28 protein-coding genes are annotated in these 24,863 nt (G+C 74.2%); 15 read left to right on the top strand and 13 right to left on the bottom strand.

The genetic code is table 11. From position 1 onward, the window contains the following. The first annotated feature begins 1 nt into the window (after position 1). Positions 2–613, top strand: coding sequence for an FMN reductase (locus tag AC6JBM_RS01965; protein ID WP_497981885.1), 612 nt, complete (start codon positions 2–4; stop codon positions 611–613). On the opposite strand, the gene AC6JBM_RS01960 is transcribed toward AC6JBM_RS01965, so the two are convergent. Further along, the gene (locus AC6JBM_RS01960) at positions 573–1,505 is read right to left on the bottom strand and encodes a MerR family transcriptional regulator (RefSeq protein WP_497981884.1); all 933 of its coding nucleotides are present in this window, start codon (positions 1,503–1,505) and stop codon (positions 573–575) included. The genes AC6JBM_RS01965 and AC6JBM_RS01960 overlap by 41 nt on opposite strands. Before the next feature lie 39 nt (positions 1,506–1,544). Between AC6JBM_RS01960 and AC6JBM_RS01955 the strand changes: the two genes are divergently transcribed. Then, on the top strand, positions 1,545–2,846 hold the full coding sequence (locus AC6JBM_RS01955; protein ID WP_497981883.1) for an MFS transporter: 1,302 nt from the start codon (positions 1,545–1,547) through the stop codon (positions 2,844–2,846). Positions 2,847–2,907: 61 nt separating this feature from the next. Here AC6JBM_RS01955 and gnd read toward each other — a convergent pair whose 3' ends face one another. From gnd to AC6JBM_RS01935, 4 genes are all read right to left on the bottom strand, one after another. Beyond that, positions 2,908–4,344, bottom strand: coding sequence for an NADP-dependent phosphogluconate dehydrogenase (gene gnd / locus AC6JBM_RS01950; protein ID WP_497981882.1), 1,437 nt, complete (start codon positions 4,342–4,344; stop codon positions 2,908–2,910). Positions 4,345–4,435: 91 nt separating this feature from the next. Then, the gene (locus AC6JBM_RS01945) at positions 4,436–4,672 is read right to left on the bottom strand and encodes a hypothetical protein (RefSeq protein WP_350616723.1); all 237 of its coding nucleotides are present in this window, start codon (positions 4,670–4,672) and stop codon (positions 4,436–4,438) included. A gap of 31 nt (positions 4,673–4,703) precedes the next feature. Further along, positions 4,704–5,258, bottom strand: a complete 555-nt coding sequence (locus tag AC6JBM_RS01940; protein WP_350616724.1) for a TetR/AcrR family transcriptional regulator — start codon at positions 5,256–5,258, stop codon at positions 4,704–4,706. Positions 5,259–5,262: 4 nt separating this feature from the next. Next, positions 5,263–6,294 (bottom strand): hypothetical protein, encoded by a 1,032-nt coding sequence (locus tag AC6JBM_RS01935; RefSeq protein ID WP_497981881.1) that lies wholly within the window; start codon positions 6,292–6,294, stop codon positions 5,263–5,265. 67 nt (positions 6,295–6,361) lie between these two features. Here AC6JBM_RS01935 and AC6JBM_RS01930 point away from each other — a divergent pair, with 67 nt between their 5' ends. Continuing rightward, positions 6,362–7,069 (top strand): GNAT family N-acetyltransferase, encoded by a 708-nt coding sequence (locus AC6JBM_RS01930; protein ID WP_497981880.1) that lies wholly within the window; start codon positions 6,362–6,364, stop codon positions 7,067–7,069. Here the strand turns inward: AC6JBM_RS01930 and AC6JBM_RS01925 are convergent. The 5 genes from AC6JBM_RS01925 to AC6JBM_RS01905 all read right to left on the bottom strand — a co-directional run bounded on the left by AC6JBM_RS01925 (position 7,035) and on the right by AC6JBM_RS01905 (position 10,655). Beyond that, the gene (locus tag AC6JBM_RS01925; RefSeq protein WP_497981879.1) at positions 7,035–7,514 is read right to left on the bottom strand and encodes a hypothetical protein; all 480 of its coding nucleotides are present in this window, start codon (positions 7,512–7,514) and stop codon (positions 7,035–7,037) included. The genes AC6JBM_RS01930 and AC6JBM_RS01925 overlap by 35 nt on opposite strands. Continuing rightward, a complete protein-coding gene (locus tag AC6JBM_RS01920; RefSeq protein WP_497981878.1) occupies positions 7,511–7,780 on the bottom strand; it encodes a hypothetical protein in 270 nt (89 codons plus the stop codon). Before AC6JBM_RS01920 ends, AC6JBM_RS01925 begins: the two co-directional genes overlap by 4 nt. Positions 7,781–7,786: 6 nt before the next feature. Next, positions 7,787–8,440, bottom strand: a complete 654-nt coding sequence (locus AC6JBM_RS01915) for a Crp/Fnr family transcriptional regulator (protein ID WP_497981877.1) — start codon at positions 8,438–8,440, stop codon at positions 7,787–7,789. Between the two features lie 135 nt (positions 8,441–8,575). After that, entirely contained in the window at positions 8,576–9,679 is a 1,104-nt protein-coding gene (locus AC6JBM_RS01910; RefSeq protein ID WP_497981876.1) for an LCP family protein, read from the bottom strand. 31 nt (positions 9,680–9,710) lie between these two features. Next, positions 9,711–10,655, bottom strand: coding sequence for a sulfotransferase (locus AC6JBM_RS01905; RefSeq protein WP_497981875.1), 945 nt, complete (start codon positions 10,653–10,655; stop codon positions 9,711–9,713). Positions 10,656–10,811: 156 nt separating this feature from the next. On the opposite strand from AC6JBM_RS01905, the gene AC6JBM_RS01900 reads away from it, so the two are divergent. The 10 genes from AC6JBM_RS01900 to egtD all read left to right on the top strand — a co-directional run bounded on the left by AC6JBM_RS01900 (position 10,812) and on the right by egtD (position 18,696). Then, on the top strand, positions 10,812–11,249 hold the full coding sequence (locus AC6JBM_RS01900) for a DUF3307 domain-containing protein (RefSeq protein ID WP_497981874.1): 438 nt from the start codon (positions 10,812–10,814) through the stop codon (positions 11,247–11,249). Between the two features lie 117 nt (positions 11,250–11,366). Beyond that, positions 11,367–11,855 (top strand): RNA polymerase sigma factor, encoded by a 489-nt coding sequence (locus AC6JBM_RS01895; RefSeq protein WP_497981873.1) that lies wholly within the window; start codon positions 11,367–11,369, stop codon positions 11,853–11,855. After that, positions 11,848–12,852 carry a WD40/YVTN/BNR-like repeat-containing protein gene (locus AC6JBM_RS01890; RefSeq protein ID WP_497981872.1) on the top strand — a complete coding sequence of 335 codons (1,005 nt, stop codon included), beginning with the start codon at positions 11,848–11,850 and terminating at the stop codon, positions 12,850–12,852. The genes AC6JBM_RS01895 and AC6JBM_RS01890 overlap by 8 nt, the downstream gene beginning before the upstream one ends. A gap of 76 nt (positions 12,853–12,928) precedes the next feature. Further along, positions 12,929–13,417 carry a hypothetical protein gene (locus tag AC6JBM_RS01885; protein ID WP_497981871.1) on the top strand — a complete coding sequence of 163 codons (489 nt, stop codon included), beginning with the start codon at positions 12,929–12,931 and terminating at the stop codon, positions 13,415–13,417. Then, positions 13,414–13,785 (top strand): thiol-disulfide oxidoreductase DCC family protein, encoded by a 372-nt coding sequence (locus tag AC6JBM_RS01880; RefSeq protein WP_497981870.1) that lies wholly within the window; start codon positions 13,414–13,416, stop codon positions 13,783–13,785. The genes AC6JBM_RS01885 and AC6JBM_RS01880 overlap by 4 nt, the downstream gene beginning before the upstream one ends. Continuing rightward, complete coding sequence (locus AC6JBM_RS01875) at positions 13,763–14,446, top strand: TetR/AcrR family transcriptional regulator (protein ID WP_497981869.1); 684 nt, start codon at positions 13,763–13,765, stop codon at positions 14,444–14,446. Before AC6JBM_RS01880 ends, AC6JBM_RS01875 begins: the two co-directional genes overlap by 23 nt. A gap of 81 nt (positions 14,447–14,527) precedes the next feature. Then, positions 14,528–15,730: an ergothioneine biosynthesis glutamate--cysteine ligase EgtA gene (egtA, locus tag AC6JBM_RS01870; RefSeq protein ID WP_497981868.1), complete on the top strand. Its 1,203-nt coding sequence runs from the start codon at positions 14,528–14,530 to the stop codon at positions 15,728–15,730. Then, a complete protein-coding gene (egtB, locus tag AC6JBM_RS01865) occupies positions 15,723–16,970 on the top strand; it encodes an ergothioneine biosynthesis protein EgtB (protein WP_497981867.1) in 1,248 nt (415 codons plus the stop codon). Before egtA ends, egtB begins: the two co-directional genes overlap by 8 nt. Next, a complete protein-coding gene (gene egtC, locus AC6JBM_RS01860; protein WP_497981866.1) occupies positions 16,970–17,722 on the top strand; it encodes an ergothioneine biosynthesis protein EgtC in 753 nt (250 codons plus the stop codon). Before egtB ends, egtC begins: the two co-directional genes overlap by 1 nt. 2 nt (positions 17,723–17,724) lie before the next feature. Continuing rightward, entirely contained in the window at positions 17,725–18,696 is a 972-nt protein-coding gene (gene egtD / locus AC6JBM_RS01855; protein WP_497986401.1) for an L-histidine N(alpha)-methyltransferase, read from the top strand. A gap of 245 nt (positions 18,697–18,941) precedes the next feature. On the opposite strand, the gene AC6JBM_RS01850 is transcribed toward egtD, so the two are convergent. Beyond that, the gene (locus AC6JBM_RS01850) at positions 18,942–19,271 is read right to left on the bottom strand and encodes a PadR family transcriptional regulator (protein WP_350616748.1); all 330 of its coding nucleotides are present in this window, start codon (positions 19,269–19,271) and stop codon (positions 18,942–18,944) included. Positions 19,272–19,300: 29 nt separating this feature from the next. Beyond that, positions 19,301–19,927, bottom strand: coding sequence for a hypothetical protein (locus AC6JBM_RS01845; RefSeq protein WP_497981865.1), 627 nt, complete (start codon positions 19,925–19,927; stop codon positions 19,301–19,303). Between the two features lie 199 nt (positions 19,928–20,126). Here AC6JBM_RS01845 and AC6JBM_RS01840 point away from each other — a divergent pair, with 199 nt between their 5' ends. Both AC6JBM_RS01840 and AC6JBM_RS01835 read left to right on the top strand, forming a co-directional pair. Further along, complete coding sequence (locus AC6JBM_RS01840) at positions 20,127–22,364, top strand: serine/threonine-protein kinase (protein WP_497981864.1); 2,238 nt, start codon at positions 20,127–20,129, stop codon at positions 22,362–22,364. Further along, positions 22,361–22,792 (top strand): protein-tyrosine phosphatase family protein, encoded by a 432-nt coding sequence (locus AC6JBM_RS01835; protein WP_497981863.1) that lies wholly within the window; start codon positions 22,361–22,363, stop codon positions 22,790–22,792. Before AC6JBM_RS01840 ends, AC6JBM_RS01835 begins: the two co-directional genes overlap by 4 nt. Here the strand turns inward: AC6JBM_RS01835 and AC6JBM_RS01830 are convergent. Further along, positions 22,776–24,668: a glycoside hydrolase family 3 C-terminal domain-containing protein gene (locus tag AC6JBM_RS01830; RefSeq protein ID WP_497986400.1), complete on the bottom strand. Its 1,893-nt coding sequence runs from the start codon at positions 24,666–24,668 to the stop codon at positions 22,776–22,778. The genes AC6JBM_RS01835 and AC6JBM_RS01830 overlap by 17 nt on opposite strands. Positions 24,669–24,863: the final 195 nt, after the last annotated feature.

Genomic DNA, 24,863 nt, shown 5'->3' with positions numbered 1-24,863 from the left:
CATGACCACTCGCTCGATCGTCGCGATCAGCGCCGGGCTCGGCCAGCCGTCGTCCACCCGGCTGCTGGCCGACCGGCTCACCACCGCCGTGGCCGACGGGCTCGACGACGCCGCGGTGCGCACGTTCGAGCTGCGCGCCGTGGCCCACGACATCACCGACCACCTGCTCACCGGCTTCCCGTCGCCGGCGCTCAAGGAACTCATCGACGCCGTCGCGGGGGCCGACGGGCTCGTGGTGGTGACGCCGATCTTCAACGCGTCGTACAGCGGGCTGTTCAAGTCGTTCTTCGACGTGCTCGACGACGACGTGCTGCGCGGCAAGCCGGTCCTGCTCGGCGCGACCGGCGGCACCGCGCGGCACTCGCTCGCGCTGGAGCACGCGCTGCGGCCGATGTTCGCCTACCTGCACGCGGTCGTCGCGCCCACCGCGGTGTTCGCGGCGACCGAGGACTGGGCGACCGGCGGGCGGGACACGCTGCACGAGCGCGTCCGGCGCGCCGGGGCCGACCTGGCCGCGCTGGTGACCGCCCGCGCGCCGATGGCCGAGGCGCCCGAGCCGCTCGGGCCGGGGCTCACGACGTCGTTCGACGACTTTCTCCGTCGCACTTCATGATCCATACCGGGAGCTCGTCGACGTGCAGCGACTCGACGACGCCGAAGCCGGCCGAGCGGTACACCTCGACGTTGCCCGGATTCGAGGTCTCCAGGTAGGCCGGCAGCCCGTCGGCGGCCGCGCGCGCGAGCCCGGCGGCCATCGCGGCGCGGCCGAGCCGGCGACCGCGGTGCTCGGGGTGTGATGCGAGCACCCCGAGGTACCAATGCGGCGTCTGTGGCATTTTGGTGTGCACGATCGCCTGGTAGCGGCCGAAGCGCCCGGCCTGCGGCGGGTGCTCGACGCCGGGGCCGGCCGGGGACCTCGGCGGGTCCCACATCGCGACCGCCGCGCCGCCGTCGGCGACCCACACCGTGCCGTGCCCGACGCGCAGGTCGAACAGCGAGCCCGCCATCGCGGCCGCCTCGGCGGGGTAGGTGGCGTCGTCGGGCAGGAACCAGCGCAGGGCCGGGTCCGCGGCGAACGCGGCCACGAAGGTGGCCACGACCGCCTCCCGGTCCGCGGCGGTGGCGACGGTCACGCGGGGCTCGCTCATGGGTCGGGTCACTTTCGCCAGGTACGCGTCGATGGCGTCACGGTTGCGGCTCAGGCAGGCGATCCGGGCGTCCATGCGGTCCCGCTCGTGGCGCAGCAGGTCGACCACCTCGGGCCCGGCATCGGACATCGTAATGTCGCAGGGGTTGTCCAAACACGGCAGCACGTTCTTGATCAAGCGCGTGGGCAGCCCGGACTCGAGCAGGCCGCGGATCTGCTGCACCCGGTCGACGAGGTGCTCGCCGTAGTCGCGGTAGCCGTTCGCGCGGCGCTCGGGCGCGAGCAGGCCCTGCTCCTCGTAGTAGCGCAGCAGCCGGGCGGGCGTCCCGGTGCGCGCGGAAAGTTCGCCGATGCGCATTGACCTTCACACTAGTGTGAGGGTCGGACGATGGCGAGCATGATCCTTGCCGTGCTCTCGGCGGCGCAGTTCCTGCTCGCCCTCGACTATTCGATCGTGTACGTCGCCCTGCCCGCCATCGCCCGCGAGCTCGATCTCGACCTGGCCGCCGCGCAGTGGGTGGTGAGCGCGTACGCGGTGCCGTTCGCGGGCCTGCTGCTGCTCGGCGGCCGCCTGTGCGACCGGCTCGGCGCGGGCCGCGTGTTCCTGGCCGCGTCCCTGCTCTTCGGCGCGGCGAGCCTCGCCGGCGGCCTGGCCGGCTCCGGGGCGCTGCTGCTGGCCGCGCGCGGGGTGCAGGGTCTGGCCGCGGCGCTGCTGCAACCGGCGATCCTGGGCCTGATCGGCGCCCGCTTCACGGGTCCGGCGCGCACGCGCGCGCTGTCGGTGTGGGGCGCCGTGGGCGCGTCGGGGCTGGCGGCCGGGGTCGTGCTGGGCGGCCTGCTCACGCGGTACAGCTGGCGCTGGACCTTCCTCGTGAACGTCCCCGTGACCCTGGCCTGCGCCGCGGGCGCGGCGATCTGGCTGCTGGGCTCGGCTCCGGCCCGCCCCGCGCGGGCGCCGCTGGCGCGGGTGCTGCTGTCGACGGCGGCGGCGGTCGCCGCGGCGCTGGGCCTGACGCTGGCGGGCGAGCGCGGCTGGTCGGACCCGGCGGCGGTCGCGGTGCTGGCGGGCGCGGCGCTGCTGGGGGCGGCGATCGTGCGGCCGGCCGCCCGGCTGCGCCCGCCGTCGCTGCGGGCGGGGTCGCTGGCCGCCGCGCTCTACATGGCCAGCGTCGGCTCGGAGTTCTACGTCGTGACGCTGATGCTGCAGGACCGCGACGGCTTCGCGCCGCTGGAGGCCGGGCTCGCGTTCCTGCCGCTCGCCGCGCTCGTCACGGTCGGCAGCTCGCTCACCGCGCGGCTCGTGCGCCGCTTCGGCGCCGCGCGGACGCTCGGCGGCGGGTTCGCCGTCGCCGCCGCGAGCCTGGCGTGGCTCGCGCTGGCCGCCGGGACCGGCTACCCCGGCGGCGTGCTGCCGGGGCTCCTCGTCAGCGGCGCCGCGCACGGGGTCGTCTACACCGCGATGTTCGTGCTCGGCGCGCGTGACGTGCCCGCCGAGCGGCAGTCGTCCGCGGGGGCGACGATGACCACCGCGCAGTACCTCGCCGGGGCCGTCGCCGTCGCGCTGCTCACGCTGCCGTTGCGCACCGGCGCGTATGCGATCGCGTTCTGGCTCACCGCCGCGGCGGCGGTTGCCGGAGCCCTCGTCGCGCTCCGGCAACCACAAGACGACCGCGGCCCCGGTCTCGTTCCGCTTTCATGACCGTACCACGATCGACCTAACCGATCATGTTCGTGAATGCGGAACGTGGACCAGGCGACTACTACGCGCTGTGCTCCTTCTTGTCGCCGGCCCACTCGACGTGGAAGGTGCCCTCGCGGTCGGTGCGGCGATACGTGTGCGCGCCGAAGTTGTCCCGCAGGCCCTGGATCAGCGAGGCGGGCAGGCGCTGCGCGCGCAGGCCGTCGAAGTACGACAGCGACGACGAGAACGCCGGGGTCGGGATGCCCGCCGCGGCGGCCGCGGCCACGACCCGGCGCCAGGCCGGCACGCCGGCGTTGACGGCCTCGGCGAAGTACGGCGCGACCATGAGGCTCTTGAGCCCGGGGTTCTCGTCGTAGGCCTCGCGGATGCGGTTGAGGAACCGGGCGCGGATGATGCAGCCGCCGCGCCAGATCGTCGACACGGCGCCGCGGTCGATGTCCCAGCCGAACTCCTCGCTGCCGGCCTGGATGTGGTCGAAGCCCTGGGCGTAGGCGACGATCTTCGAGGCGTACAGCGCGGCGCGCACGTCCTCGATGAACTGGTCGCGGTCGGTGATGTCCAGCGCCGCGACCTCGGTGCCGAAGGCGGAGCGGGCGGCCTCGCGCTGGTCGGCGTGGCCGGACAGCGAGCGGGCGAAGGTCGCCTCGGCGATGCCCGTGATCGGCACGCCCAGGTCGAGCGCGCTCTGCACGGTCCAGCGGCCGGTGCCCTTCTGCTCGGCCTGGTCGAGCACGATGTCGACGAAGGCCTGGCCGGTGTCGCCGTCGATCTGGGAGAGCACGTCGGCGGTGATCTCGATCAGGAACGACTCGAGGTCGCCGGTGTTCCAGGTGCGGAAGATGTCGGCGATCTCGGCCGGGGTCGCGCCGAGCCCGGCCCGCAGCAGGTCGTAGGCCTCGGCGATGAGCTGCATGTCGGCGTACTCGATGCCGTTGTGGACCATCTTCACGAAGTGCCCGGCGCCGTCGGGGCCGACGTGGATGCAGCACGGGGTGCCGTCGACCTTCGCCGAGATCTTCTCGAACATGGGGCCGAGGGTCCGGTAGGACTCCGGGGAGCCGCCGGGCATGATGCTCGGGCCGAGCAGGGCGCCCTCCTCGCCGCCGGAGACGCCGGTGCCGACGAAGTGCAGGCCGTGCTCGCGCAGCGCCTGCTCGCGGCGGCGGGTGTCGGCGAAGTGCGCGTTGCCGGCGTCGACGATCATGTCGCCCTCCTCCAGGAGGGGCACGAGCTCGTCGATGACCGCGTCGGTGGGGCCGCCGGCCTTGACCATGATGATGACGGCCCGCGGGCGGGCCAGGGAAGCCACGAAATCGGCCATGGACTCGCTCGGCACGAACGTGCCCTCATCCGCGAACTCGTCCACCAGGCGGCGGGTGCGCTCGTACGAGCGGTTGTGCACGGCGACGGTGTAACCGTTGCGGGCCAGGTTCCGGGCCAGGTTACGGCCCATCACCGCGAGACCGGTCACGCCGATCTGCGCCAGGTCGGACATCTGCGATGCACCTCATCCAGTCGAGCTCTCTGCCCCGGGCCACCGACCACTACCCCGTGATCAAGGACCGAAGCGCGCGTCGACCCGAAGGCTACAGGAGGTGTTTGCGCACCATGAGCGTGATGCTGCGGTCACAGAAGGCCACAAGGTCCCACGAGATTCGCATTCTTTCCGATGTACTGCCCCAGAAGCGCCGCCGCGGCTCGACCACGAGCGCCGCGATCTCCCGCGCCCCGTCCCGCCCGACCGTCATCTCGATGCCGTCCACCGTTCCGATGGGCAGCCCGGCCAGATCCACGACCGGCTTGTGCAGCAGATCGACACCCATGCACCGCTCGATACCCGGGCGTCATGATCGACTAACGGGCGCGCACGCCGTCCAGGGCGACGGTCAGCACGCGCTCGCGCTGCGCCTCGTCGACGTATCCGCCCGCGGTGAGCCCGGAGACGAGCCGCAGCAGGTCGTCGGTGCTGACGTCGCGCCGCGCGGCGCCGGACTCCTGGGCGCGGGCGAGCAGCGGCTCGAACGCGGCGTACATGGCCTCACGGGCGCCCCGCACCATCTCGGAGTCGCGGTTGATCTCCTCGTAGATGGCGCGCTTGGTCGCGACGTAGCCGACGAACCGGCGCAGCCAGGCCGCGACCGCGTCCCACGGCTCCAGTCCGGCGACGTCGTCGGCGGCGCGGCACAGCGCGTCGAGCTCGCCCAGGTACACCGCGTCGAACAGGTCCTGACGGGTCGGGAAGTTGCGGTACAGCGTCCCGATCCCGACGCCGGCCCGCCGCGCGATCTCCTCGAGCGAGGCGGTGGTGCCGTGCTCCGCGAAGGCGTCCCGCGCGGCGGCGATGAGCGCGTCGAAGTTGCGCCGCGCGTCGGCCCGCTGCGGCCGCCGCACCCCGCCCTGGGTCTGCATCCGGTCACCTTCTATCGGAGGTAAGCCTCCACTTTAGCACCGGAAACCGGGCGGGCCATTGACTGCCCAACCACGACCCGAGCACGACCAGGGCCGCGAGCGCAAGGCCGGCGGCGATGCCCATGACCGGGAAGGGATTGCCGGTGTACGCCAGATAGGCCGCCGGCAGCGTCCGCCCGTCCGCGCCGAAGGTGGTGCCGGCCAGCGCGACCCGGTAGCCGACGACGATCCAGGCCAGCAGCGTCGCCGGGGCGAGCAGCAGGCCCGCGGCGACGGCCAGGGTCGCGAGCGCCGTGCGCACCCCGAGCCCGGCGCGGCGCAGGCGGTAGCCGGCCCGCGCGGTGAGCAGCCAGCCCGCGGCCGCGCCCGCCAGCGTGCCGAGCAGCGTCAGCGGCCGGACCGGCCAGGGCTCCGCCGGCGTGACGGACACCGACAGGCTGACCGGGTAACCCTCGGCCCGCGACGCGGCCACCGCCAGCACCAGGCCGTCGCGCTCGGCGATGACGCCGGACGAGGAGATGCCGGCGCCGGCGCCCGGGGTCGCCGACTGCGAGCGCACCGTCCAGCCCGCGTCCTCGATCCGGGCCGTGGCCTCCTCCAGCGTCCAGGACGGGGCGACGGACTCGGGAGTCGTGGACTGCACCTGGTAGCGCAGCCCATGATCCTCGGACTGGACCGTGCGGTCGTGCGGCACCGGGCCGCCCGCCGCCAGCTCCACGGCCCGGTCGACGACCGCGTCGGCCGGGCGGGCCGCCGCGGCCGTCCAGCCCAGCACCGAGCCGAGTCCGGCCCCCAGCGCGCCGAACGTCAGCGCGGCGGCCACGGCGGCGAGCACGATCAGCCGCCCGACCGGCAGCCGGAAGCGCTGCCGCAGGCCGCCGAGGACGAGGTCGCGGGCCTCCGCGAGCGTGGGCCGGGCGCGGCCGGGCCCCGCGCGGTCCAAGAGCACGGTGAGCAGCTCGGGGCCGTACTCCCGCCGGAACCGGGCGGGGTAGGCCAGCATCAGCCGCGCATAGCGGCGCCGCAGCGCACTCATGGCGAGCAGCTTACGGTTACCGATGCATATCGGCAACCGTACGGTGGGCATGCCCTACGCTGCGCGGATGGACGGGGATGCGCTGCGGTTGGCGGCCGGGAACGCGGCCGAGTTCTGGACCCGGGTCGCCCGCGCCCGCGGCCACGAGACGCGCCGCGGCGACGGCTGGTTCGCGGTGCTCGACGACGAGCGCGGCAGCCTGCGCGTGCTCACGCTGGCGGCCCGCGGCGCCGAGGACTTCGCGGCCCTCATCCAGCGGCCCGGACGGGTCCTGGTCGAGGACGCGTTCGGGGCGGTGAGCCTGGCCGAGCAAGGCTACGAGCGGCGCCCGATGCCGGTGATGCTGCGGCGACCGGCCCGGCCCGCCGGCGAGCCCCGCGTCCCCGTGCGCCGGATCGGGGCGGACGAGCTGCACGTCGCCGAGCGGCTCGTGGTCGAGGAGTTCCCGCTGGAGCTCTTCCAGCCGTACGAGCGCGGCGTCGTGCTGCCCGAGGACCTCCTCACCGGCGTCGAGGTCTACCTCGCCGAGCTCGACGGCGAGCCGGCCGGCGCGTGCGTGGCCGTCCCCGAGCCCGAGGTCGTCGGGGTGTACTGGGTGACGACCGGCACGGCCTTCCGTTCCCGGGGCGTCGGGCGCTCGCTCATGCACGCGGTGCTGCACCGCTTCGACGACCGCCCGATGACGCTCACGGCCTCGCGAATGGGGCGGCCGCTGTACGAGTCCCTCGGCTTCGAGGACGTCACGCAGGCGAGCTGGTGGACCCCGACGGGCTGAACCCGTTCGCGGCCAGGTACCGCTCGATGGCGACGATGTCGTCGCGGTCCTTGGGCCGGTTCAGGGTCCTCTTGTACCGCAGCACGTCCGCCAGCGGCGCGAACGGCAGGCCCTCGATCACCTCGGCCCGGTCGATGAGCTGGTCGATGAGCTCGTCGCTGTTCCAGTCGTCGGATACCCAGCCGCGCGAGAACTCGATCAGGCCGTCCTCGAACCGCATCATCGGCGCACCGTTGATGGTGCCGGCGACCGGCAGCCCGTGCGCGCAGACCCGCTCCCACGCCGCGCCGCGGGCCACGACGTCGAGATCGCTGACCTGGGTGCGCACACCATGGGCGAGCAGCGGCGCGCTGCCGAAGATGACGAAGTCGCGCGGATCGAGCTCCAGGCCGGCGACGAGCCGGCGGAGCCGCTGGATCAGCGGGTTGCCGGCGAGGCGGGTCACGCCGGACCGCCCCCGATCCGCCCGCGCCTCGGCGGCCGCGCGGCCGCCCGCTCGAGACGACTGAACGCCGTGATGATCTCCGCTCGCTGCGGCGGCTTCGTATCCCGCAGCGCCTGTTCGAGCCGCCGGGTGCGTCCCTGCTGCTCGATCCAGATCCGCAGGACCCAGGCCAGCGGAGGGACGACGGCCGACACGATCCCGGCCATGATCCCGGCCACGAGGCCGGCGTTGTCGTTCGTCAGCAGGTATGCCATCAACCCGGCCATGGCCGCTCACGACACCGTCAGATTGCCGTCGGCGACCTGACGCAACGAGTCGAGGTCGGCGATCACGATGGCCTGCCGGCCGGTGGACACGATCCCGGCCGCCCGGAACCGGCCGATGACCTTCTTCACCGAGTCGAGCTTGCGCGCCCCGATGAGGGCGGCCAGGTCCTGCTGCCCGAGCCGCAGCGCGATCCGCTGCTGCTCGTCGACCTCGCCGAGACCGTGCGCCGCCAGCTCGACCAGGCGCTTGGCCAGCTGCTGCTCGATGGCGAGCTCCGACTCGACGCTGCGGATCATGGCCCGGCCGGCCAGCTCGTCGGTCATCGCCAGCAGCGCGTGCATGGCCCGGGGGTGCTCGTAGAGGAACCGCAGCCAGGCGGCGCCGGGCAGGTACAGCGCCTCGACGTCGTTGAAGGCGATGATGCTGGCCAGCCGCGGCTGGCGCCGGATCACCGCCATCTCGCCGACGATCTCGCCCGGTCCCCGGACGTCGACGATCCGCGGCGGGGTACCCCGGACCGCCTTCACGTGCCCCTTGCGGATCAGCAACGCGAAGTCGCCCTGCTCGCCCTCGAGGAAGAACGGGTGACCGGCAGAGCGGTGGATGATGTGCCCCATGCCCTCCAGCACAGCGGCCTCATCCTCAGTAAGGAGGGGCATGGTCGATTCATGCAGGCGATCATCCACACTCGAAAGTGTACGGTTACACGTTGAGGAAGGCAATGCAGCCCCTGGCAATGTGTCACGCAGCCGACACGGACGTGGTGATCGACCCGGACCACCGATGGCCCAGCCTCAGATGACCCACGTCGGATTGAGGCGCGCGAACTCGGCCAGCCGGTCGTCGCGGGCCGCGGCGAAGAGCGCCGACGTCGTCGAGTCCAGGTTCTCGTAGTCGCGGCCGTCGCGCTGCTCGGTGTGGAACCGGCCCGCGTTCGTGCGCAGCAGGGTCAGGTCCTCGGGGCCGATCGCGCGCAGGCGGACGATCCAGTCGGTCACCGAGGCGCCGTTGCCGTCGAAGGTGAGCGAGTCGCCGACGGCCGTGATCGCGCGGTTCAGGGCGATCGGGTTCGCGAGCACGCCGGCCGACGTCACCTTCTCCGCAATCGCGCGCAGCAGCTGCTGCTGGTGGCGCTGGCGGCCGTAGTCGCCGTCGGGGATGAGCTCGCGCTGGCGCACGTAGTCGAGGGCCTCCCAGCCCGCGAAGTGGCGGCAGCCGGCGTGGTACACCTGCGCCCGCACCCCGGCGATGCGCTCCGGGCGGAACGAGGGCGGGATCAGGCGGTACGGCGGCGTCTCCCTCCCCGAGGCGTCCCACCCGATGTGCACCGAGGTCGTCTCCTCGTCCACGCACAGCTCGACCCCGCCGACCGCGTCGACGACCTTGCGCAGGCCGGCGAAGTCGATGATCGCCCCGGCGTCGAAGACCAGGCCGGTGAGCTGCCGCACCGTGCGCGCGAGCAGCTCGAAGCCGCCGAGCGCAAAGGCGGCGTTGAGCTTGTCGGTGCCGTGGCCGGGGATGGCGACCCGGGTGTCGCGGGGCAGCGAGATCAGGAAGGCGCGGTCCCCCGGCTCGGTCACGTGCACGATGATCACGGTGTCGGCGCGCGCGGCGGCCCGGTCCTCCCCCGGGCGCACGTCCAGGCCGGCGAGCAGCAGGTTGCGCCCGGGCTCGGCGTCGAGCCGGCGCCGCACGTCGGCGCCGGGGCGCCCGTCCGGGCCGGCGGACAGGCGCGGCGCGGACTGGATGTCGATCTGGCGGGGCGGCCCGCGGTGCTCGCGGCCGGTGTCGCCGAGCAGGTCCGCCTCGCCCACCCGGCCGACGTAGTGCTGCCAGGTCAGGGCGCCGCCGAGCGCGACCGAGAGCACGACGGCGGCCGTGACGAGCCACGCCTTCACCACGGTCACATCGGCCGCGGCCGGGAGCGCTTTAGCTGTCCTTGTACCCGTACCGATGGCGCAGCGGCACGGTGACGGCGCCGGTGAGGTACCGGTGCCGCGTCGCCATGCCCGTGGTCCACTCGTCGTCGAGGCGCAGCGCCACCGGCCCGGAGCGCATGCGCATCGGGTTGCCGGAGACCTGGTGGGTGCGCGGGACCACCACCTCGCCCCGCTCGCCGACCGGCAGCGCGGCCGCCGGCACCCCGCTGAGCTCGGTGATCGCGCGCAGGGTGGCCTCGGGCTGGGCGATGAGGTCCTCGTACCGGAAGCGCAGGTAGGACAGGCCCGAGCGGCGCGCGATGCGCTCGGTCGCGAGGTTCCAGGCGGACCAGTACAGCGCCGTGAACCCGGGGTGCATGCGCGGCATCTGCGCGCCGTTCGGGGCGTCGGGGTCGTGGCGGTGCCGCTGCCACGAGTAGGCGACGGCGCGCGGGTCCCGCACGATGTGGGCCACGCGCACGTCCAGCGCGGGCGACTGCAGCAGCGCGGTGAGGTACGACGGGAACTTCGAGGAGTCGACGACCACCCGGGCCCCGCTGACGGCCACGATCGCGCGGTAGAGGCGCTCGAGGGTCTCGTAGTACCACAGCAGGCGGTCGGCGTCCGGCGGGCTGGCCGGCTTCAGCAGCAGGCCGGGCAGGTGGCGGGTGCGGAACCGGCGCGACGCGGCGTCGAGGGCCTGGGCGGTCGCGTCGTCGGGCATCCCGCCGAACGTCTCGCCGAGCACGTCGACCCAGAACTCGCAGGAGCGCAGGGGCGTGCCGCAGGAGCACCGCCGGTTCTGCAGCAGCCCGCGCTCCCAGAGGAACTTGAGCTCGCCGACGCCGACCAGTCCGGGGACCTGGTCGAGCAGGCTCTCGGCGAGCGTACTGCCGCTGCGCCCCCATCCGGCCAGGTAGAGCACGCGGGTCGTCGGGCTCGGGTCGCTGCGCACCTTGACCCAACGGCCGACTTGTCCGCTTAGTTACGCATATCGCCAGGTACGACCGGGTGACGCGACCGAGGACACATGTGTTCTGTCGCGTCCGGCGTAGAAGTCGGCCATCGGCGGGCGGATGATCGGAACTCCCGTCGATGTGAGGAGCGGCCCATGCCGGACGACACGCTCACCCGGTCGGTCGTCTTCGCCGTCGTGCTCGTGGCGCTCCTGGTCGGTCATGCGGTCGGCGATCACGTCGCCCAGACCGACCATCAGGCCGGGCGCAAGGCGGAGCGCAGCGCGGCCGGCTGGCGTGCCCTGGCCGGCCATCTGCTCAACTACCACCTCGTGGTCACCGCGGTGCTGCTGCTGACGGCGTTCGCGCTGCGGCTGCCGCTGTCCCCCCTCGGGATGGCCGCCGGCCTGACCTTCTCGGTGCTCACCCACGGCTGGCTGGACCGGCGCTGGCCGGTCCGCGCGCTGCTGCGGTCCACCCGCTCGGCCGGGTTCGCGGAGGCGACGACGCCGGTGTGCGGGATGTACGTCGCCGACCAGGCCCTGCATCAGCTCGCCCTGCTGGTGACGGCGCTGATGATCGCGGCGCTGTGACGCGAAGAGCCGGGCGCTTCGCGCCGCGACTCTTCGGATTTTTCGCCCGTCAGGTCATATGCCGGTTCTTCACCGATTCCCGAACGCCTGCAGCGATCCGGTGCGCCCGCGCGTGACATGGACATGCCCGAGCCGCCCTTCAGCGAGTTCTACGGCGCGCACTTCCAGCGCATCGCCGTGCAGCTCTACGCCTATCTCGGCGATCACGCCGAGGCCCAGGACCTCACCCAGGAGGCGTTCTGCCGGGCGCTGGAGCAGTGGCCGCGGATTCAGCGGTACGCCGACCCGGCCGGCTGGGTGCGCCGCGTGGCCTGGAACCTGGCCACGAGCCGGCTGCGACGGCTGCGCACCGCGATCGGGTTCCTCGCCCGCCAGCGCGAGCAGCACGTCGACGGCCCGACCCCGGACCGCGTCGCGCTCGTCGCGGCCCTGCGCGAGGTGCCCGCGGCCCAGCGGCGCGCGCTCGTGCTGCACCACCTCGGCGGGCTCGGCGTGGCCGAGATCGCCGAGCAGGAGGGTGTCGCCGAGGGCACCGTGCGCTCCTGGCTCACCCGCGGCCGGGCCCGGCTCGCCGCCCAGCTGACCCCGGAGGCCCGGCATGCCTGACACCCTGGTCGAGGACGAGTTCGCACGGTTCGCCGAGGCGTTCACCGGGACGTTCCGGCCGGTGCCGGCCGAGGCGATGCCCCGGTGGCGGCGCACCCGGCGGCGCGGGGCGCTGTGGCTGGCCGGCCTCGGCGCGGCCCTGGTCGCGGCCCTGTCGCTCAACGCACTGCAGCCCGCGGCCCGGCCCGCCCCGGCACTGTTCACCGATCGGGTGGTCCGGCTGGAGGGCGCCCGGGGCGAGATGGCGGCCGGGTTCGCCGACCGCTCCAACGGCTGGGTCACGTTCAACGACTGCCGGGCCGGCGGCGACTGCGAGCACTTCCTGGGCCGCACCACCGACGGCGGCCTGACCTGGCGCCGGGTCGCGCTGCCGGAGCTGCCGGCGCAGGGCCGGCTGGTCGCGCGCCCCGGACCGGCCTCCGCGCTCATCGGGGTCACCGGGTCGCCCACCACCGTATGGGAGACGAACGACGGCGGCCTGACGTGGCGGAGCATCGTCACCGACGGCACGTCGGCGATCGTCGTGCCGCCCTCCCGCGAGATCAGCGGCTCATGGAAGGTCACCCACGACGGGCTCGAGTCGCACGCGTTCCACTCCCCCGACCGCGGCTCGACCTGGCGCGGGCTCGAGCCCGCGGTCGGCGCCGAGGCCGAGGTGCGGGTGTCGGCGGACGATCGGGACGCCTGGGCGATCGCCGCGCGGCCGACACGGGCCTGGCGGCTGACACCGGAGGGCACCGAGGCCGAGCCGGAGCTCCCGGCCGGGGCCGACCCGTCCATGATCAGCGCGGTCGGCGGGGGCGGGCTGCTGATGCTCGTGCCGGGGCGGGGCGTGGGCGTCTGGCGCGGCGGCGCCTTCACCCCGCTGCCCGCACCGCTGCACGAGGCCGCGCTGCCGATGGTCCTGAGCGACGGAGTGATCACGCTCTCCATGCCCGACGGCACCCTGATCGTCGGCGGGGAGCACGAGCAGTGGGTGCGCTACACCCATCCGTGACGGGAAGCACAGTTGAACACGTTCAGGAGGGGGTCTACCGTCTAGTTGAACACGTTCAGATAGACGGAGGTCAGGAATGGAATACCTGAAGCTCGTCACCTACCTGCTGTACCTCGCGGTCAGCATCGTGCTCACGGTGTGGGTCGCCCGCACGCTGCTCAAGAACGGCCAGGTGTTCCTCGACGACGCGTTCGCCGACGAGCGCCTGGCCACATCGGTCAACCACCTGCTCGTGGTCGGCTTCTACCTGCTCAACCTCGGCTACGTGGCGGTCGCACTGAAGATCAGCGAGCCGATCACGGACGAGAGCGGGGCGGTGGAGGCCCTCGCGATGAAGCTGGGCACGGTCCTGCTGGTGCTCGGCGCGGTGCACTTCTTCAACCTGTTCGTGCTCAGCCGCTTCCGCCGGCGCCGGCTGCTGGAGCAGTCCGCGCCGCCGGTCGAGCCGACCCGCACCATCGCGCCGCCCGCCTCGCCGATGCACATGCAGATGCCGCTCGTGCCGCCCTTCCCGCCGCCGCCGGGCCCCCGCCCGGACCCCGGCGAGATGCCGCCGCCGCGATGATCACCCGGCTCACCGTCCTCTACGACGAGGGCTGCCGGCTCTGCCGCACGGCGAGGACCTGGCTCGGCGGCCGGGCCCAGATCGTCCCGCTCGAGTTCGTCGCGGCGGGATCGCAGGAGGCGCGCCGCCGGTATCCGGCGCTCGATCCGGACGAGACCCTCGCCGACATCACCGTGGTCGCCGACGACGGCGGCGTGTACGTCGGGGATGCGGCCTGGCTCGTCTGCCTCTGGGCGCTGGACGGCTATCGGGGGCTGGCGGCGCGCCTCTCCCAGCCCCACCTGCGGCCGATCGCGCGCCGGGTGGCGCAGTCGGCCGGGAACCTGCGCGGATATCGTCAGGACTGTGGTGAAACCTGCGACACCTGACACGCCGGAGACGGGCCGCGGCGAACAGACCAAGCGGCTCATCGTGGACACGGCGGTACGGCTGTTCCGCGACCAGGGGTACGACAAGACCACCATGCGGGGCATCGCGCAGGCCGCCGGCGTCTCGGTCGGCAACGCCTACTACTACTTCCCCTCCAAGGATCACCTGGTGCAGCAGTTCTACGCCACGGTCCAGGAGGACACCGCGGCCGCCGTCGCCGAGGCCCTGGCCGAGCCGGGCCCCTTCGACGAGCGGCTGCGGGTGGCGCTGACCGGCATGCTGGAGACGATGACGCCGTACCACGCGTTCGCCGGCAAGTTCATCAAGACCGCCGTCGAGCCCGGCTCGCCGCTGAGCCCGTTCAGCGCCGAGTCGCAGCCGGCCCGGGAGCGCTCGATCGCGGTGCTGCGCCAGGTCGTCGAGGGCGCCACCACGAAGATCGACGCGGAGCTGAAGCCGGACCTGCCCGAGCTACTGTGGCTCGGGCAGATGGGCATCACCCTCTACTGGGTCCACGACACGTCACCCGATCAGGCGAAGACCCGCCTGCTCATCGAGCGCGCGGTGCCGCTCATCGACCGGCTCGTCACGCTGGCCCGGATGCCCGGCCTGAAGTCGGTGACCAGGGAGGCGCTGAGGATGTACCGGCTGTTGAAGTAGCGCTGCACGTAGTCGTACGGTAACCAGTTGTTCAACGGCGGCGTTCGCCGATCCCCGAATCCCGGGGTAGCGTCGGCTCCCATGGCGACCTTGCAGGGCACCCGCACGGCCGCCGACCACGACGCGGTTATCGCCGAGATCGAGCAGGCCGAGGGCTACATCGCATCGATCTGCTTCAAGACCGGGCCACCCGCGGCGGTCGGTGTCGAACTCGAGTTCACCGTTCACCAACGCGAGGATCCGGCCGCCGCGCTGGACCCCGCCCGGCTCTGCCAGGCCCTCGGCGATCACGCACCGCCGACCCTGCGGGCCGACTCCCCGGCGCTCCCGCTGCGCAGCGGCGGCAGCGTCACCCTCGAGCCCGGCGGCCAGGTGGAGATCTCCAGCCTGCCGCACGCCTCCCTGATCGAGCTCCACACGGCCGTCAGCGCCGATATCGAGCAGCTCACCGCCCTGCTGGACCGGGTCGGCCTGGTCCTGGGCGACACCGGCGCCGATCCGCACCGCCCGCCGCGGCGGATCGTCTCCACCCCCCGGTACGACGCGATGGAGGCGGCCTTCGACCGTCGCGGCATGTCCGGAAAAATCATGATGTGCTCGACGGCGGGCCTGCAGGTCTGCCTCGACCCGGGCCCCGCGCACGAGCTGCCCGACCGCTGGGCCGCGGTCCACGCGCTCGGCCCCCCGCTCCTGGCCCTGTTCGCGAACTCGGCGCGCTTCGCGGGCACGGAGACCGGCTGGGCCTCGGCGCGGCAGCGGGCCTGGCGGGGCATCGACCCGTCCCGGACCCGGGCCGTGGCCACCGACGGGCAGCCGTCGGCCGGCTGGGCCCGATACGCGCTGGCCGCGAAGCTGCTGTGCGTCCGGCGGCCCGGCGGGGCCTGGGACACCCCGGCCGGGGTGACGTTCGCGGACTGGATCCGCGGCGCACTGGATACGAGGCCGACGTACGCCGACCTCGACTACCACCTCAGCACCCTCTTCCCGCCGGTGCGCCCGCGCGGGTACCTGGAGATCCGCTACCTCGACACCCAGCCCGGGCGCGCCTGGTTCGCGCCCGCGGCGCTGCTGCACGCCCTGCTCGCCGACCCGGCCACCGTCTCGCGGGTCCTGGAGCTGTGCGCGCCGGCCGCCGGGCGCTGGGTGGAGGCGGCCCGCGACGGGATGGCCGACCCGGTGCTCGCCCGGGCCGCCCGAGCCGTGCGCGAGCTCGCCCTGGCACGGCTGGACCTGCCGCCGCACCTGACCGAAGACGTGCTCGAAGGGAGTACACGCAATGGCTGACCTGCGCGATCGCGTCGCCCGGGAGCTCGAGCGGACCCGGGCCCGTTCCGCCGGGCTGACCGAGGCGGTCGACGACGGCGACCTGGTGCGCCAGCACTCGCCGCTCATGTCGCCGCTGGTCTGGGACCTGGCGCACATCGGCAACCAGGAGGAGCTGTGGCTGGTGCGCGACGTCGGCGGCCGGGAGCCGGTGCGGGCCGACATCGACCACCTCTACGACGCCTTCAGGCACGCCCGCAAGGACCGGCCCGCGCTGCCGCTGCTGGGGCCGAAGGAGGCGCGGGCCTACGTGGCGACCGTGCGCGACAAGGCGCTCGACGTGCTTGAGCGCGTACACCTGGAAGGAAGACGGCTGACCGAGGACGCCTTCGCCTTCGGGATGATCGTGCAGCACGAGCAGCAGCACGACGAGACCATGCTCGCCACCCACCAGCTGCGCGCCGGCGACCCCGTGCTGTCCGCGCCGCCCCCGCCGGAGTCCACTGTGGACGTGCGCGGCGAGGTGCTGGTGCCGGGCGGGCCGTTCACCATGGGCACCTCGACCGAGGCGTGGGCGCTGGACAACGAGCGGCCCGCGCACACCGTCGACGTGCCCGCGTTCTGGATCGACCGGGCGCCGGTGACGAACGGGCAGTACGCCGCCTTCCTGGACGAGACCGCGGCGAATCCCCCGCTGCACTGGAGCCGCGACCCGGGCGGCTGGCTGGCGACCGGCTTCGGGCGGACCGCGCCGATCGTCCCCGGCGCGCCGGTCGTGCACGTGTCCTTCCCCGAGGCGCGGGCCTACGCGGCGTGGGCGGGCCGGCGGCTGCCGACCGAGGCCGAGTGGGAGAAGGCGGCGCGGTGGGACCCGGCGACCGGGCGTTCGCGGCGGTACCCCTGGGGCGACGAGGATCCCGGCCCGCAGCACGCGAACCTGGGCCAGCGGCACCTCGCCCCGGCGCCGGTGGGCGCCTATCCCGCGGGCGCCTCGCCGCTGGGCGTGCACCAGCTCATCGGCGACGTGTGGGAGTGGGTCGACAGCGACTTCGCCGCCTACCCGGGCTTCACCGCGTTCCCCTACCGCGAGTACTCGGAGGTGTTCTTCGGCCCCGAGTACAAGGTGCTGCGCGGCGGCTCGTTCGGCACCGACGCCGCCGCGTGCCGGGGCACGTTCCGCAACTGGGACTACCCGATCCGCCGGCAGATCTTCAGCGGCTTCCGTACGGCCCGCGACGCCACGCCCTCGGAGCTCGCCTAGTGTGCCGGCACCTGGCCTACCTCGGGCCGCCGATCCCGCTGGCGGATCTGCTGTTCGCCCCGCCGCACTCCCTGGCCCGCCAGTCGTGGGCGCCCCTGGACATGCGCGGCGGCGGCACCATCAACGCCGACGGGTTCGGCGTCGGCTGGTGGCAGGGCTCCGCCTTCGTGCGGTACCGCCGCGACACTCCACTGTGGAGCGATGTCGGGCTGCCCGCGCTGGCCGCCGCGACCAGCTCCACGGCGGTGCTCGCGGCGGTCCGCTCGGCGACGGTCGGCATGCCGGTCATCGAGACGGCCGCCGCGCCGTTCGCCGAGGGCCGCTGGCTGTTCTCGCACAACGGCCGGGTGGCCGGCTGGCCGGACAGCGTGACGGCCCTCGCCGCCGGGTTGCCGGTCCGCGACCTGATCACCCTGGACGCCCCGACCGACAGCGCCCTGGTGTGGGCCCTGGTCCGGGCCCGCCTGCGGGACGGCGCCGCCCTGGACACGGCCCTGGCCGGGGTCGTCGCCGAGGTGTCGGCGGCCGCCCCCGGCTCCCGCCTCAACCTCCTGCTCACCGACGGCGAGACCATCGCCGCCACGACCGCCGGGCACTCCCTGTCGTATCTGTCCACCGCGGAGGGGGCCGTGCTCGTCGCCTCCGAACCCCTCTCCCCCGACCCCGCCTGGACTGCCGTCCCCGACCTGTCCCTGCTCGTCGCGGCCCCGCCGGCCGTGACGATCATCGCGCTGGAAGGTGCTCTCACGTGACGCTGCCGGACGCTGACCTCGAAGTCCACCTGACCGACGCCGACCTCGCCGCGGGCCTGCGGGAGGATGCCCGCCGCGGGCTCACCGCGAACCCGAAGTGGCTGCCCCCGAAGTACTTCTACGACGCCCGCGGCAGCGAGCTGTTCGAGGAGATCACGCGGCTGCCGGAGTACTACCCGACGCGCGCCGAACGCGAGATCCTGACCGCCCGCGCGGGGACGATCGCCCGGCTCACCGGGGCCAAGACGCTCATCGAGCTCGGCTCCGGCTCGTCGGAGAAGACCCGCCTGCTGCTCGACGCCCTGCGCGAGCACGGCACGCTCGGCTCGTTCACCCCGCTGGACGTCTCCGGCGCGGCGCTGCGCCACGCGCTGGGCGACCTGCGCCGCGAGTACCCGGACCTGCACCTGCACGGGATCGTCGCCGACTTCGTGCACCACCTGGAGGTCCTGCCCGAGGCCGGCACCCGGCTGGTCGCGTTCCTGGGCGGCACGATCGGCAACTTCACGCCGGCCGAGCGGGCCCCGTTCCTGGCCGCCCTGCGCGGGCGCCTGGCCGCGGGCGAGTTCCTGCTGCTCGGCGCCGACCTGGTGAAGGAGCCGGCGGTGCTGGTCCCGGCCTACGACGACGCCGCGGGCGTGACGGCCGAGTTCAACCGCAACGTCCTGCACGTGCTCAACCGCGAGCTGGGCGCGGACTTCGAGCCGGACGCGTTCGCCCACGTCGCCGCGTGGGACGAGCAGCGGGAGTGGATCGAGATGCGCCTGCGGGCGCTCGCGCCCATGCGCGTGCGGCTCGACGCCCTCGACCTGGAGATCGCCTTCGCGGCCGGCGAGGAGCTGCGCACCGAGGTGTCGGCCAAGTTCCGCCGCGAGGGCCTGACCGGGGAGCTGGCGGCCGCGGGGTTCACGGTCCGCGACTGGTGGACGGACCGGGCGGGCCGCTTCGCCCTGACCCTCGCCGCGGCCGTCTAGCCGGGGCGACCGACCCGGCATGTCCTACCGGCATGTCCTATCTGCCGGAGTCACTGACGGCGACCGGATGCCGCGGTTTCAGCGCCGCGTCAGGGGTCTGGGCCAGGGTATGCAGCGGCGGATCCCGCCCCTCCACCGCCGGCACCGTCCGGCATTCGAGAACCGAGAGGATGAACACAATGCGCAACCAATGGGCCGGCCCGACCCGTTGACGGGGACCCTGTGCACAGCCGGCTCCGCGCGGGTCAGCGGGCCTCAGCCGCCCGCAGCCGGAGCCGCTTCGCGGCCGCCGCGGCGTTGCGGCGCTGGCGCTCGGCATCGGCCGCCAGCGCCGCGGCGCCGCTCTCGGTCAGCCGGTAGTAGCGCCGGTGCCGCCCGTCGACGACCTCCGAGCCCTCCGGGGCGACGAGGCCCTCGGCGGTGAGGCGGTCGAGGGCGGCGTAGAGCGTGCCGGCCGGAAGCACCACCCGGCCTCCGGAGAGCTCGGTGACCTCCTGGATCACGGCGTAGCCGTGCATGGGCCGCACCGCGAGGGCGGTCAGGATCAGGAAGGTCGGCTCCCGCATCGGGGTCATGCCGATCTTTATACGGCCTTTTGCCCCGATCAGGTCGCCCGGTGCCGGGCCCTCGCGACGGTCGGGCCCGGCAGCTCACGAATGCGCGGGCCGGGCTGGCGCGGAATGTGACCGGTCGGCTCCGCCGCGTGCGCGCCCCGCCGGTCGTCCGCCGCGTGGGCGCCCCGCCGGTCGTCCGCCGCGTGGGCGCCCCGCCGCTCGTCCACCGGCGCGTACGCGGGCTCGGTGCCGAAGACCGCGCGGGCGTAGACCGGCTCGGCCGACGGGTAGCTCGCGTGCACCGTGGCGTACGCGGCCGGCGGGTGCATCTGGTAGGAGCCGGTGCCGCCGAGCTGGCGGGTCGCCGGGTGCGGCCGCATCCCCGGGCGGGGACCCGGACGGGTGACGGCGAAGCGGACGGTGCCGATCGCGCCCCGCACCAGCAGCACGACCGGGGCCAGCAGGACGAACGCGTTGATGTAGACGAACCCGCCGAACATCATCACCTCGGCCGCCCACGCCGCCATCGCGGTGCCGAGGATGAGGCAGACCACGCGGTACAGCGCCGTGTTGCCCGGCAGGAAGGCCGCCCCGAACACGGCGAGACCGCCGATGAGGTACGCCAGGAGCATCAGCTCCCCGCGGGTGCCGCCGAACTGCAACAGGGTCTCGCCCACCGAAGCTCCTCCATGACCATCTCGCAACCGACCTGCAACCACGGTAGGCGAGCACCCGTGCGCGCACTGTCATGTGATCGGCCGGGGCGCCTGCCGGATGAGGGGACGGCCGGGTTGCGGCCCGTCGGAAATCTGTCCGGCGACACACACCGGCGAGGGGTGTGCGTCGCGGGGAGATCCTTCGGGTACACAATGGTGCATGACCGCCGCGCCCCCCGTCGTCGCCAACCGTTACCGCATTCTCGAGCCGCTGGGTGTCGGTGGCATGGGGCGGGTGTGGCGAGCCCGGGACGAGACCCTCCATCGCGACGTCGCGGTCAAACAGATCGTCCTGCCTCCCGAACTGCTCGACAGCGCCCGGGACGTGGCCATGGAGCGCACGCTGCGCGAGGCGCGGGCGGCGGCGCGGCTGAGCCATCCCAACGTGGTGCGGGTCTACGACGTGCTGGCGGCCGAGGGGCAGCCGTGGCTCGTCATGGAATACGTGCGGTCGCGCTCGCTCGACCAGGTCATGCGCGAGGACGGGCCGCTGCCGGTGCGCCGGGTCGCCGAGATCGGCCTCGCCGTGCTCGACGCGCTGCGCGCCGCCCACCGGGCCGGGGTCGACCACCGCGACATCAAGCCCGGCAACGTGCTGCTGGCCGAGGACGGCCGCGTGGTGCTCACCGACTTCGGCATCGCCCGCGTCGAGGGCGAGGGCCACGTGACGCGCACCGGCCTCGTGCTCGGCTCGCCCGAGTTCATCGCGCCCGAGCGCGCCCGCGAGGGCATCGCCGGCCCGGCGAGCGACCTGTGGTCGCTGGGCGCCACCCTGTACGCCGCCGTCGAGGGCCGCTCCCCGTTCGGCCGCGGCTCCGCGATGGAGACGCTGACCGCGCTCGCGTCCGAGGAGGCCGACCCGCCCCAGCGTGCGGGCGCCCTCGCCCCGGTGCTGCGCGCCCTGCTGCGCAAGGACCCGAAGGCCCGCGCGGACTTCGCCCAGACCGACGAGCTGCTGCGGCGGGCGCTGCTGCGGCCCGAGGAGGCGAAGAAGAAGCGCTCGTGGCTCAGCGGCTGGGGCCGCACCGAGGCCCAGGCGCCCGCGGTGCCCGCCCAGCGCACGCCGCCGAGCCGCCCCGAGCGCCTCGTCCGCCCGATCCCCTCGTCCGCCTCCGCCGCGGCGGCCGCGGCGGCCGCCGCCTCTGCCGCCGCCCCCGCCGCACCGCCGACCACGCCCGTGGCGCGCGGGAACGCGGCCGTGCCGGCGCCGGTGGAAGAGGCACCCTCCGGCAAGTCCGGCGTGATCGAGGGCCCGGTCTTCGGCGCGGCCACCGCGGACGAGCTCGACCCGGACCTCGAGGCCCCGGCCGCCGAGCCGGACATCCAGCCGGACACCCAGCCGGACGTCGAGCCCGAGGCCAAGACCTGGGTGCCGGTGCAGCGCGAGACCGAAGCCGAGCCCGAGCCGGAGCCGGAGCCCGAACCCGAGCCGGAGCCCGAGCCGGTCGCGGAGGCCGAGCCGGTCGCGGAGGCCGAGCCGGTCGCGGAGGCCGAGCCGGAACCGGAGCCCGAACCCGAGCCGGAGCCGGAGACCAAGGCGGAGGAGCGGCGGATTCCCATCGGGGCGTTCGCGTCCTCGGCGCCCACGGTGCGCCAGCAGTCCGAGCAGCCGACGCGCGTCGAGCCGGCCGCGCCCCGGGCCGCCGGGGCGGCCGCCGTCGTGCCGCCGCCGCCCGGCTCCGGATCGCCGACGCGGCGCACCGGCCTGCTCGTCGGCGGCGTCGCCGCGGCGCTCGTGGTGGCGCTGCTGGTCTGGCTGGCCGTGAAGACCGACGACAGCGCCCCGGACACCCAGGGCACCGGGGCCACCCAGACCACCGGGGCGGCGGCCGCGCCCGTCCCCAGCGCGCCGGGCCCCTCGGCGGGCGAGAGCGGCGGTCAGGGCAGCTCCGCGCCCGCGGGGAGCACCGGGAACCCGACCACCCCGACGGCGGAGCCGCCGGCCGGGACGGCCTCGGGCAAGCTCCCGCCGCTGCCGCCGGGCTGGGTGGACTACCACGACCCGACGGGCTTCTCGGTGTACGTCCCGCAGGGCTGGGGCAAGTCCGTTGACGGCACGATGGTCTACTTCCGCGGGAACAACCGCACGCTCGGCATCGACCAGACCGGCAAGCCCAACATGGACCCCGTCGCCGACTGGACGCAGCAGGAGAAGTCCCGCGGCGGCAGCTACTACAAGAACTACTCGCGGGTCGGCATCAGGCCGGTGGACAACTACTTCGTGGTCGCCGCCGACTGGGAGTTCATCTACGGCAACAAGCAGCACGTGAACAACCGCGGCGTGGTGACGTCGGACCACCAGGCCTACGGCATCTGGTGGGCGACCGCCGACAGCGACTGGGCCAACGCCCGCGGCGACCTGGACATCGTGTTCGCGAGCTTCCGGCCCCGGCCGTGAGCGCCTGGGCCGGCGGCGAGGGCGACCTGCTCCGGCTCCCGTCCGGGCGCGTGATCCGCGGGCGCGGGCTGCGGCACGGGCCGCCGGCCGCCGCGCCCGGCTTCGGCCTGTACCTGCTGGGCCGGCAGCCGCCCCCGGTCGCCTGGGACGCGACCTGGGTGCGCTGGCCCGACTTCCGGCTGCCGTCGGACCGGGCGGCGGCCGCGGCGGCGTTCGCCGAGGCGCTGCGCCGGTCGGAGCACGAGCGGGTCGAGGTGGCCTGCGGCGGCGGGCGGGGGCGCACGGGCACGGCCCTGGCCTGCATCGCGATCCTCGACGGGGTGCCGGCGGACGAGGCCGTCGCCTACGTCCGCCGGCACTACCATCCCCGCGCGGTGGAGACGCCGTGGCAGAAGCGCTACGTGCGGGCGTTCAGTTCGCGGCCTTGAGCAGGGCCGCCATGGTGTCGGGGCCGAACGCGTCCCCGGCGAAGGCGACGACCCGGTCCAGCGGCATGTTGGCCATGAGCGTGAACATCGCCGGGTCCGTCACGGTCTGCGCCATCGCGCCGCCGCCCGCCGCGGCCACCGCCGCGAACGTCTCGGTCAGGGCCGCGGCCCCGCGCGGGTCGGCGAACCACTCGCCGATCGTGGAGGAGGCCGTGAGCGTGCGCCGCTCGTCGTCGCCGGCCACGGCGACGACGGCCGAGGCCCGCAGGTCGCGCGACGAGGCGCCGACGGCCACCGTGTACTCCCCCGCCTCCACGACCCACCGCCCCAGCTCGACGTCCCAGTAGGCCAGGTCGGCGAGCTCGACGCGGAGCACGACCTCGGCCGCGTCGCCGGCCGCCACGGGCACGGAGGCGAACGCCTTGAGCTCGCGCGGCGCGCGGCGCACGCGGGAGGCGCCGAGGGAGCAGTACACCTGCACGACCTCGCGCCCGTCGCGCGTTCCGGTGTTGGCGACCGTCACGCGCACCTCGAGGCCGCCGTCCACGGTGGACACCGAGAGCCCGGAGTAGCCGAACGTCGTGTACGACAGCCCGAACCCGAACGGGTAGGCGACGTCCTGCTCGCGGGCGTCGAAGCCGCGGTACCCCACGTGCACCCCCTCCCCGTAGCGCACGTGCCCCTGCTCGCCCGGGAAGTCCAGGTAGGCCGGGTGGTCGGCGAGCCGTAGCGGGATGGTCTCGGCGAGGCGCCCCGACGGGTTGACCACGCCGAAGAGCACGTCCGCGATCGCCGCCCCGCCGGCCTGGCCGAGCAGCCAGCCCTCCACGAGCGCGGGCACGGCCGCGTCCCACGGCGTCGTGCGCAGCACGGCGCCGTTGGAGAGCACCACGACGGTGCGCGGGTTGGCCGCCGCGACCCCCTCGATCAGCGCCAGGTGGGCGGCCGGCAGCTCCAGGCCGGTGCGGTCGGAGCCCTCGGTCTCCTCCTCGGTGCCGGCGAACACGACGGCGACGGACGCCTCGCGGGCCAGCGCCACGGCCGCCTCCACGTCGTCGTAGCCGGGCGCGAAGTGCACGGTGCCGGTCGCGAGGGCCGTGATCGCGTCCAGCGCGTTGTCCAGCCGCGTCGGGTTGATGAGCGAAGAGCCGCCGCCCTGGTACCGCGGGCTGCGCGCCTGCTCCCCGAGCACCGCGATCGCGGGCTCGCCGGCCGCCAGCGGCAGCAGCCCGCCCTCGTTCTTGAGCAGCACGATGCCCCGGCCGGCGACCTCGCGGGCGAGCGCGTGGTGGGCCTCGGCGTCGTAGGTCGCGCCCGGCCGCGCGTTCGCGAGCGCCGCGCGCACGAGGGCCTCGACCCGCCCGGCCGCGCCCGTCAGCGCCCCGGCGGGCAGGGTCCCGTCGTGCACGGCGGCGGTGAGCGCCCGGTCGCCGGCGTCGTCGGGCCCGGGCATGGTCAGGTCCAGGCCCGCGCGGACCGCCTCGACCCGGTCGACGACCGCGCCCCAGTCGGAGACGACCAGGCCCTCGTAGCCCCACTCGCCGCGCAGCACCTCGGTCAGCAGCCAGTGGTGCTGGCTGGCGTAGACGCCGTTGATCCGGTTGTACGAGCACATCACGGTCCACGGCCGGGCCCGCTGGACGACCCGCTGGAAGGCGCGCAGGTACAGCTCCCGCAGCGTGCGCTCGTCCACGTCGGCGCTGATCCGCATGCGGTCGGTCTCCTGGCTGTTGATCGCGAAGTGCTTCAGCGAGGCGCCGACGCCGCGGCTCTGCAGGCCCGCGACCCACTCGGTGGCGAGCACGCCGGTGAGGATCGGGTCCTCGGAGAGGTACTCGAAGTTGCGCCCGCCGAGCGGGGTGCGCTTGAGGTTGATGCCGGGGCGGCACGCCTAGTTCGCGCCCGCCAGCGCACGGTCCTGGACTCGCTCACCGCCCTGGCCGAGCCGGTCGCCGAGCATCCGGAGGCGCTCGCGCACCAGATCATGGCGACGATGGACGGGCTGCAGCTGCAGTGGCTACGCGACCCGGACGGGACCGACCTGGTCGCGATGTGGACGGCGGCGGCGGAG

The sequence above is a fragment of the Dactylosporangium thailandense genome (genome assembly GCF_059739745.1).
This window is presented reverse-complemented; position numbering and strand designations above follow the sequence as displayed.

What these genes read in the sequence shown, in the direction of transcription:
- AC6JBM_RS01965 (WP_497981885.1), top strand. Translation starts at nt 2, where the DNA reads ATGACCACTCGCTCGATCGTCGCGATCAGCGCCGGGCTCGGCCAGCCG.
- AC6JBM_RS01960 (WP_497981884.1), bottom strand. Translation starts at nt 1,505, where the DNA reads ATGCGCATCGGCGAACTTTCCGCGCGCACCGGGACGCCCGCCCGGCTG.
- AC6JBM_RS01955 (WP_497981883.1), top strand. Translation starts at nt 1,545, where the DNA reads ATGATCCTTGCCGTGCTCTCGGCGGCGCAGTTCCTGCTCGCCCTCGAC.
- gnd (WP_497981882.1), bottom strand. Translation starts at nt 4,344, where the DNA reads ATGTCCGACCTGGCGCAGATCGGCGTGACCGGTCTCGCGGTGATGGGC.
- AC6JBM_RS01945 (WP_350616723.1), bottom strand. Translation starts at nt 4,672, where the DNA reads ATGGGTGTCGATCTGCTGCACAAGCCGGTCGTGGATCTGGCCGGGCTG.
- AC6JBM_RS01940 (WP_350616724.1), bottom strand. Translation starts at nt 5,258, where the DNA reads ATGCAGACCCAGGGCGGGGTGCGGCGGCCGCAGCGGGCCGACGCGCGG.
- AC6JBM_RS01935 (WP_497981881.1), bottom strand. Translation starts at nt 6,294, where the DNA reads ATGAGTGCGCTGCGGCGCCGCTATGCGCGGCTGATGCTGGCCTACCCC.
- AC6JBM_RS01930 (WP_497981880.1), top strand. Translation starts at nt 6,362, where the DNA reads ATGGACGGGGATGCGCTGCGGTTGGCGGCCGGGAACGCGGCCGAGTTC.
- AC6JBM_RS01920 (WP_497981878.1), bottom strand. Translation starts at nt 7,780, where the DNA reads ATGGCCGGGTTGATGGCATACCTGCTGACGAACGACAACGCCGGCCTC.
- AC6JBM_RS01915 (WP_497981877.1), bottom strand. Translation starts at nt 8,440, where the DNA reads ATGCCCCTCCTTACTGAGGATGAGGCCGCTGTGCTGGAGGGCATGGGG.
- AC6JBM_RS01900 (WP_497981874.1), top strand. Translation starts at nt 10,812, where the DNA reads ATGCCGGACGACACGCTCACCCGGTCGGTCGTCTTCGCCGTCGTGCTC.
- AC6JBM_RS01895 (WP_497981873.1), top strand. Translation starts at nt 11,367, where the DNA reads ATGGACATGCCCGAGCCGCCCTTCAGCGAGTTCTACGGCGCGCACTTC.
- AC6JBM_RS01890 (WP_497981872.1), top strand. Translation starts at nt 11,848, where the DNA reads ATGCCTGACACCCTGGTCGAGGACGAGTTCGCACGGTTCGCCGAGGCG.
- AC6JBM_RS01885 (WP_497981871.1), top strand. Translation starts at nt 12,929, where the DNA reads ATGGAATACCTGAAGCTCGTCACCTACCTGCTGTACCTCGCGGTCAGC.
- AC6JBM_RS01880 (WP_497981870.1), top strand. Translation starts at nt 13,414, where the DNA reads ATGATCACCCGGCTCACCGTCCTCTACGACGAGGGCTGCCGGCTCTGC.
- egtA (WP_497981868.1), top strand. Translation starts at nt 14,528, where the DNA reads ATGGCGACCTTGCAGGGCACCCGCACGGCCGCCGACCACGACGCGGTT.
- egtB (WP_497981867.1), top strand. Translation starts at nt 15,723, where the DNA reads ATGGCTGACCTGCGCGATCGCGTCGCCCGGGAGCTCGAGCGGACCCGG.
- AC6JBM_RS01850 (WP_350616748.1), bottom strand. Translation starts at nt 19,271, where the DNA reads ATGACCCCGATGCGGGAGCCGACCTTCCTGATCCTGACCGCCCTCGCG.
- AC6JBM_RS01840 (WP_497981864.1), top strand. Translation starts at nt 20,127, where the DNA reads ATGACCGCCGCGCCCCCCGTCGTCGCCAACCGTTACCGCATTCTCGAG.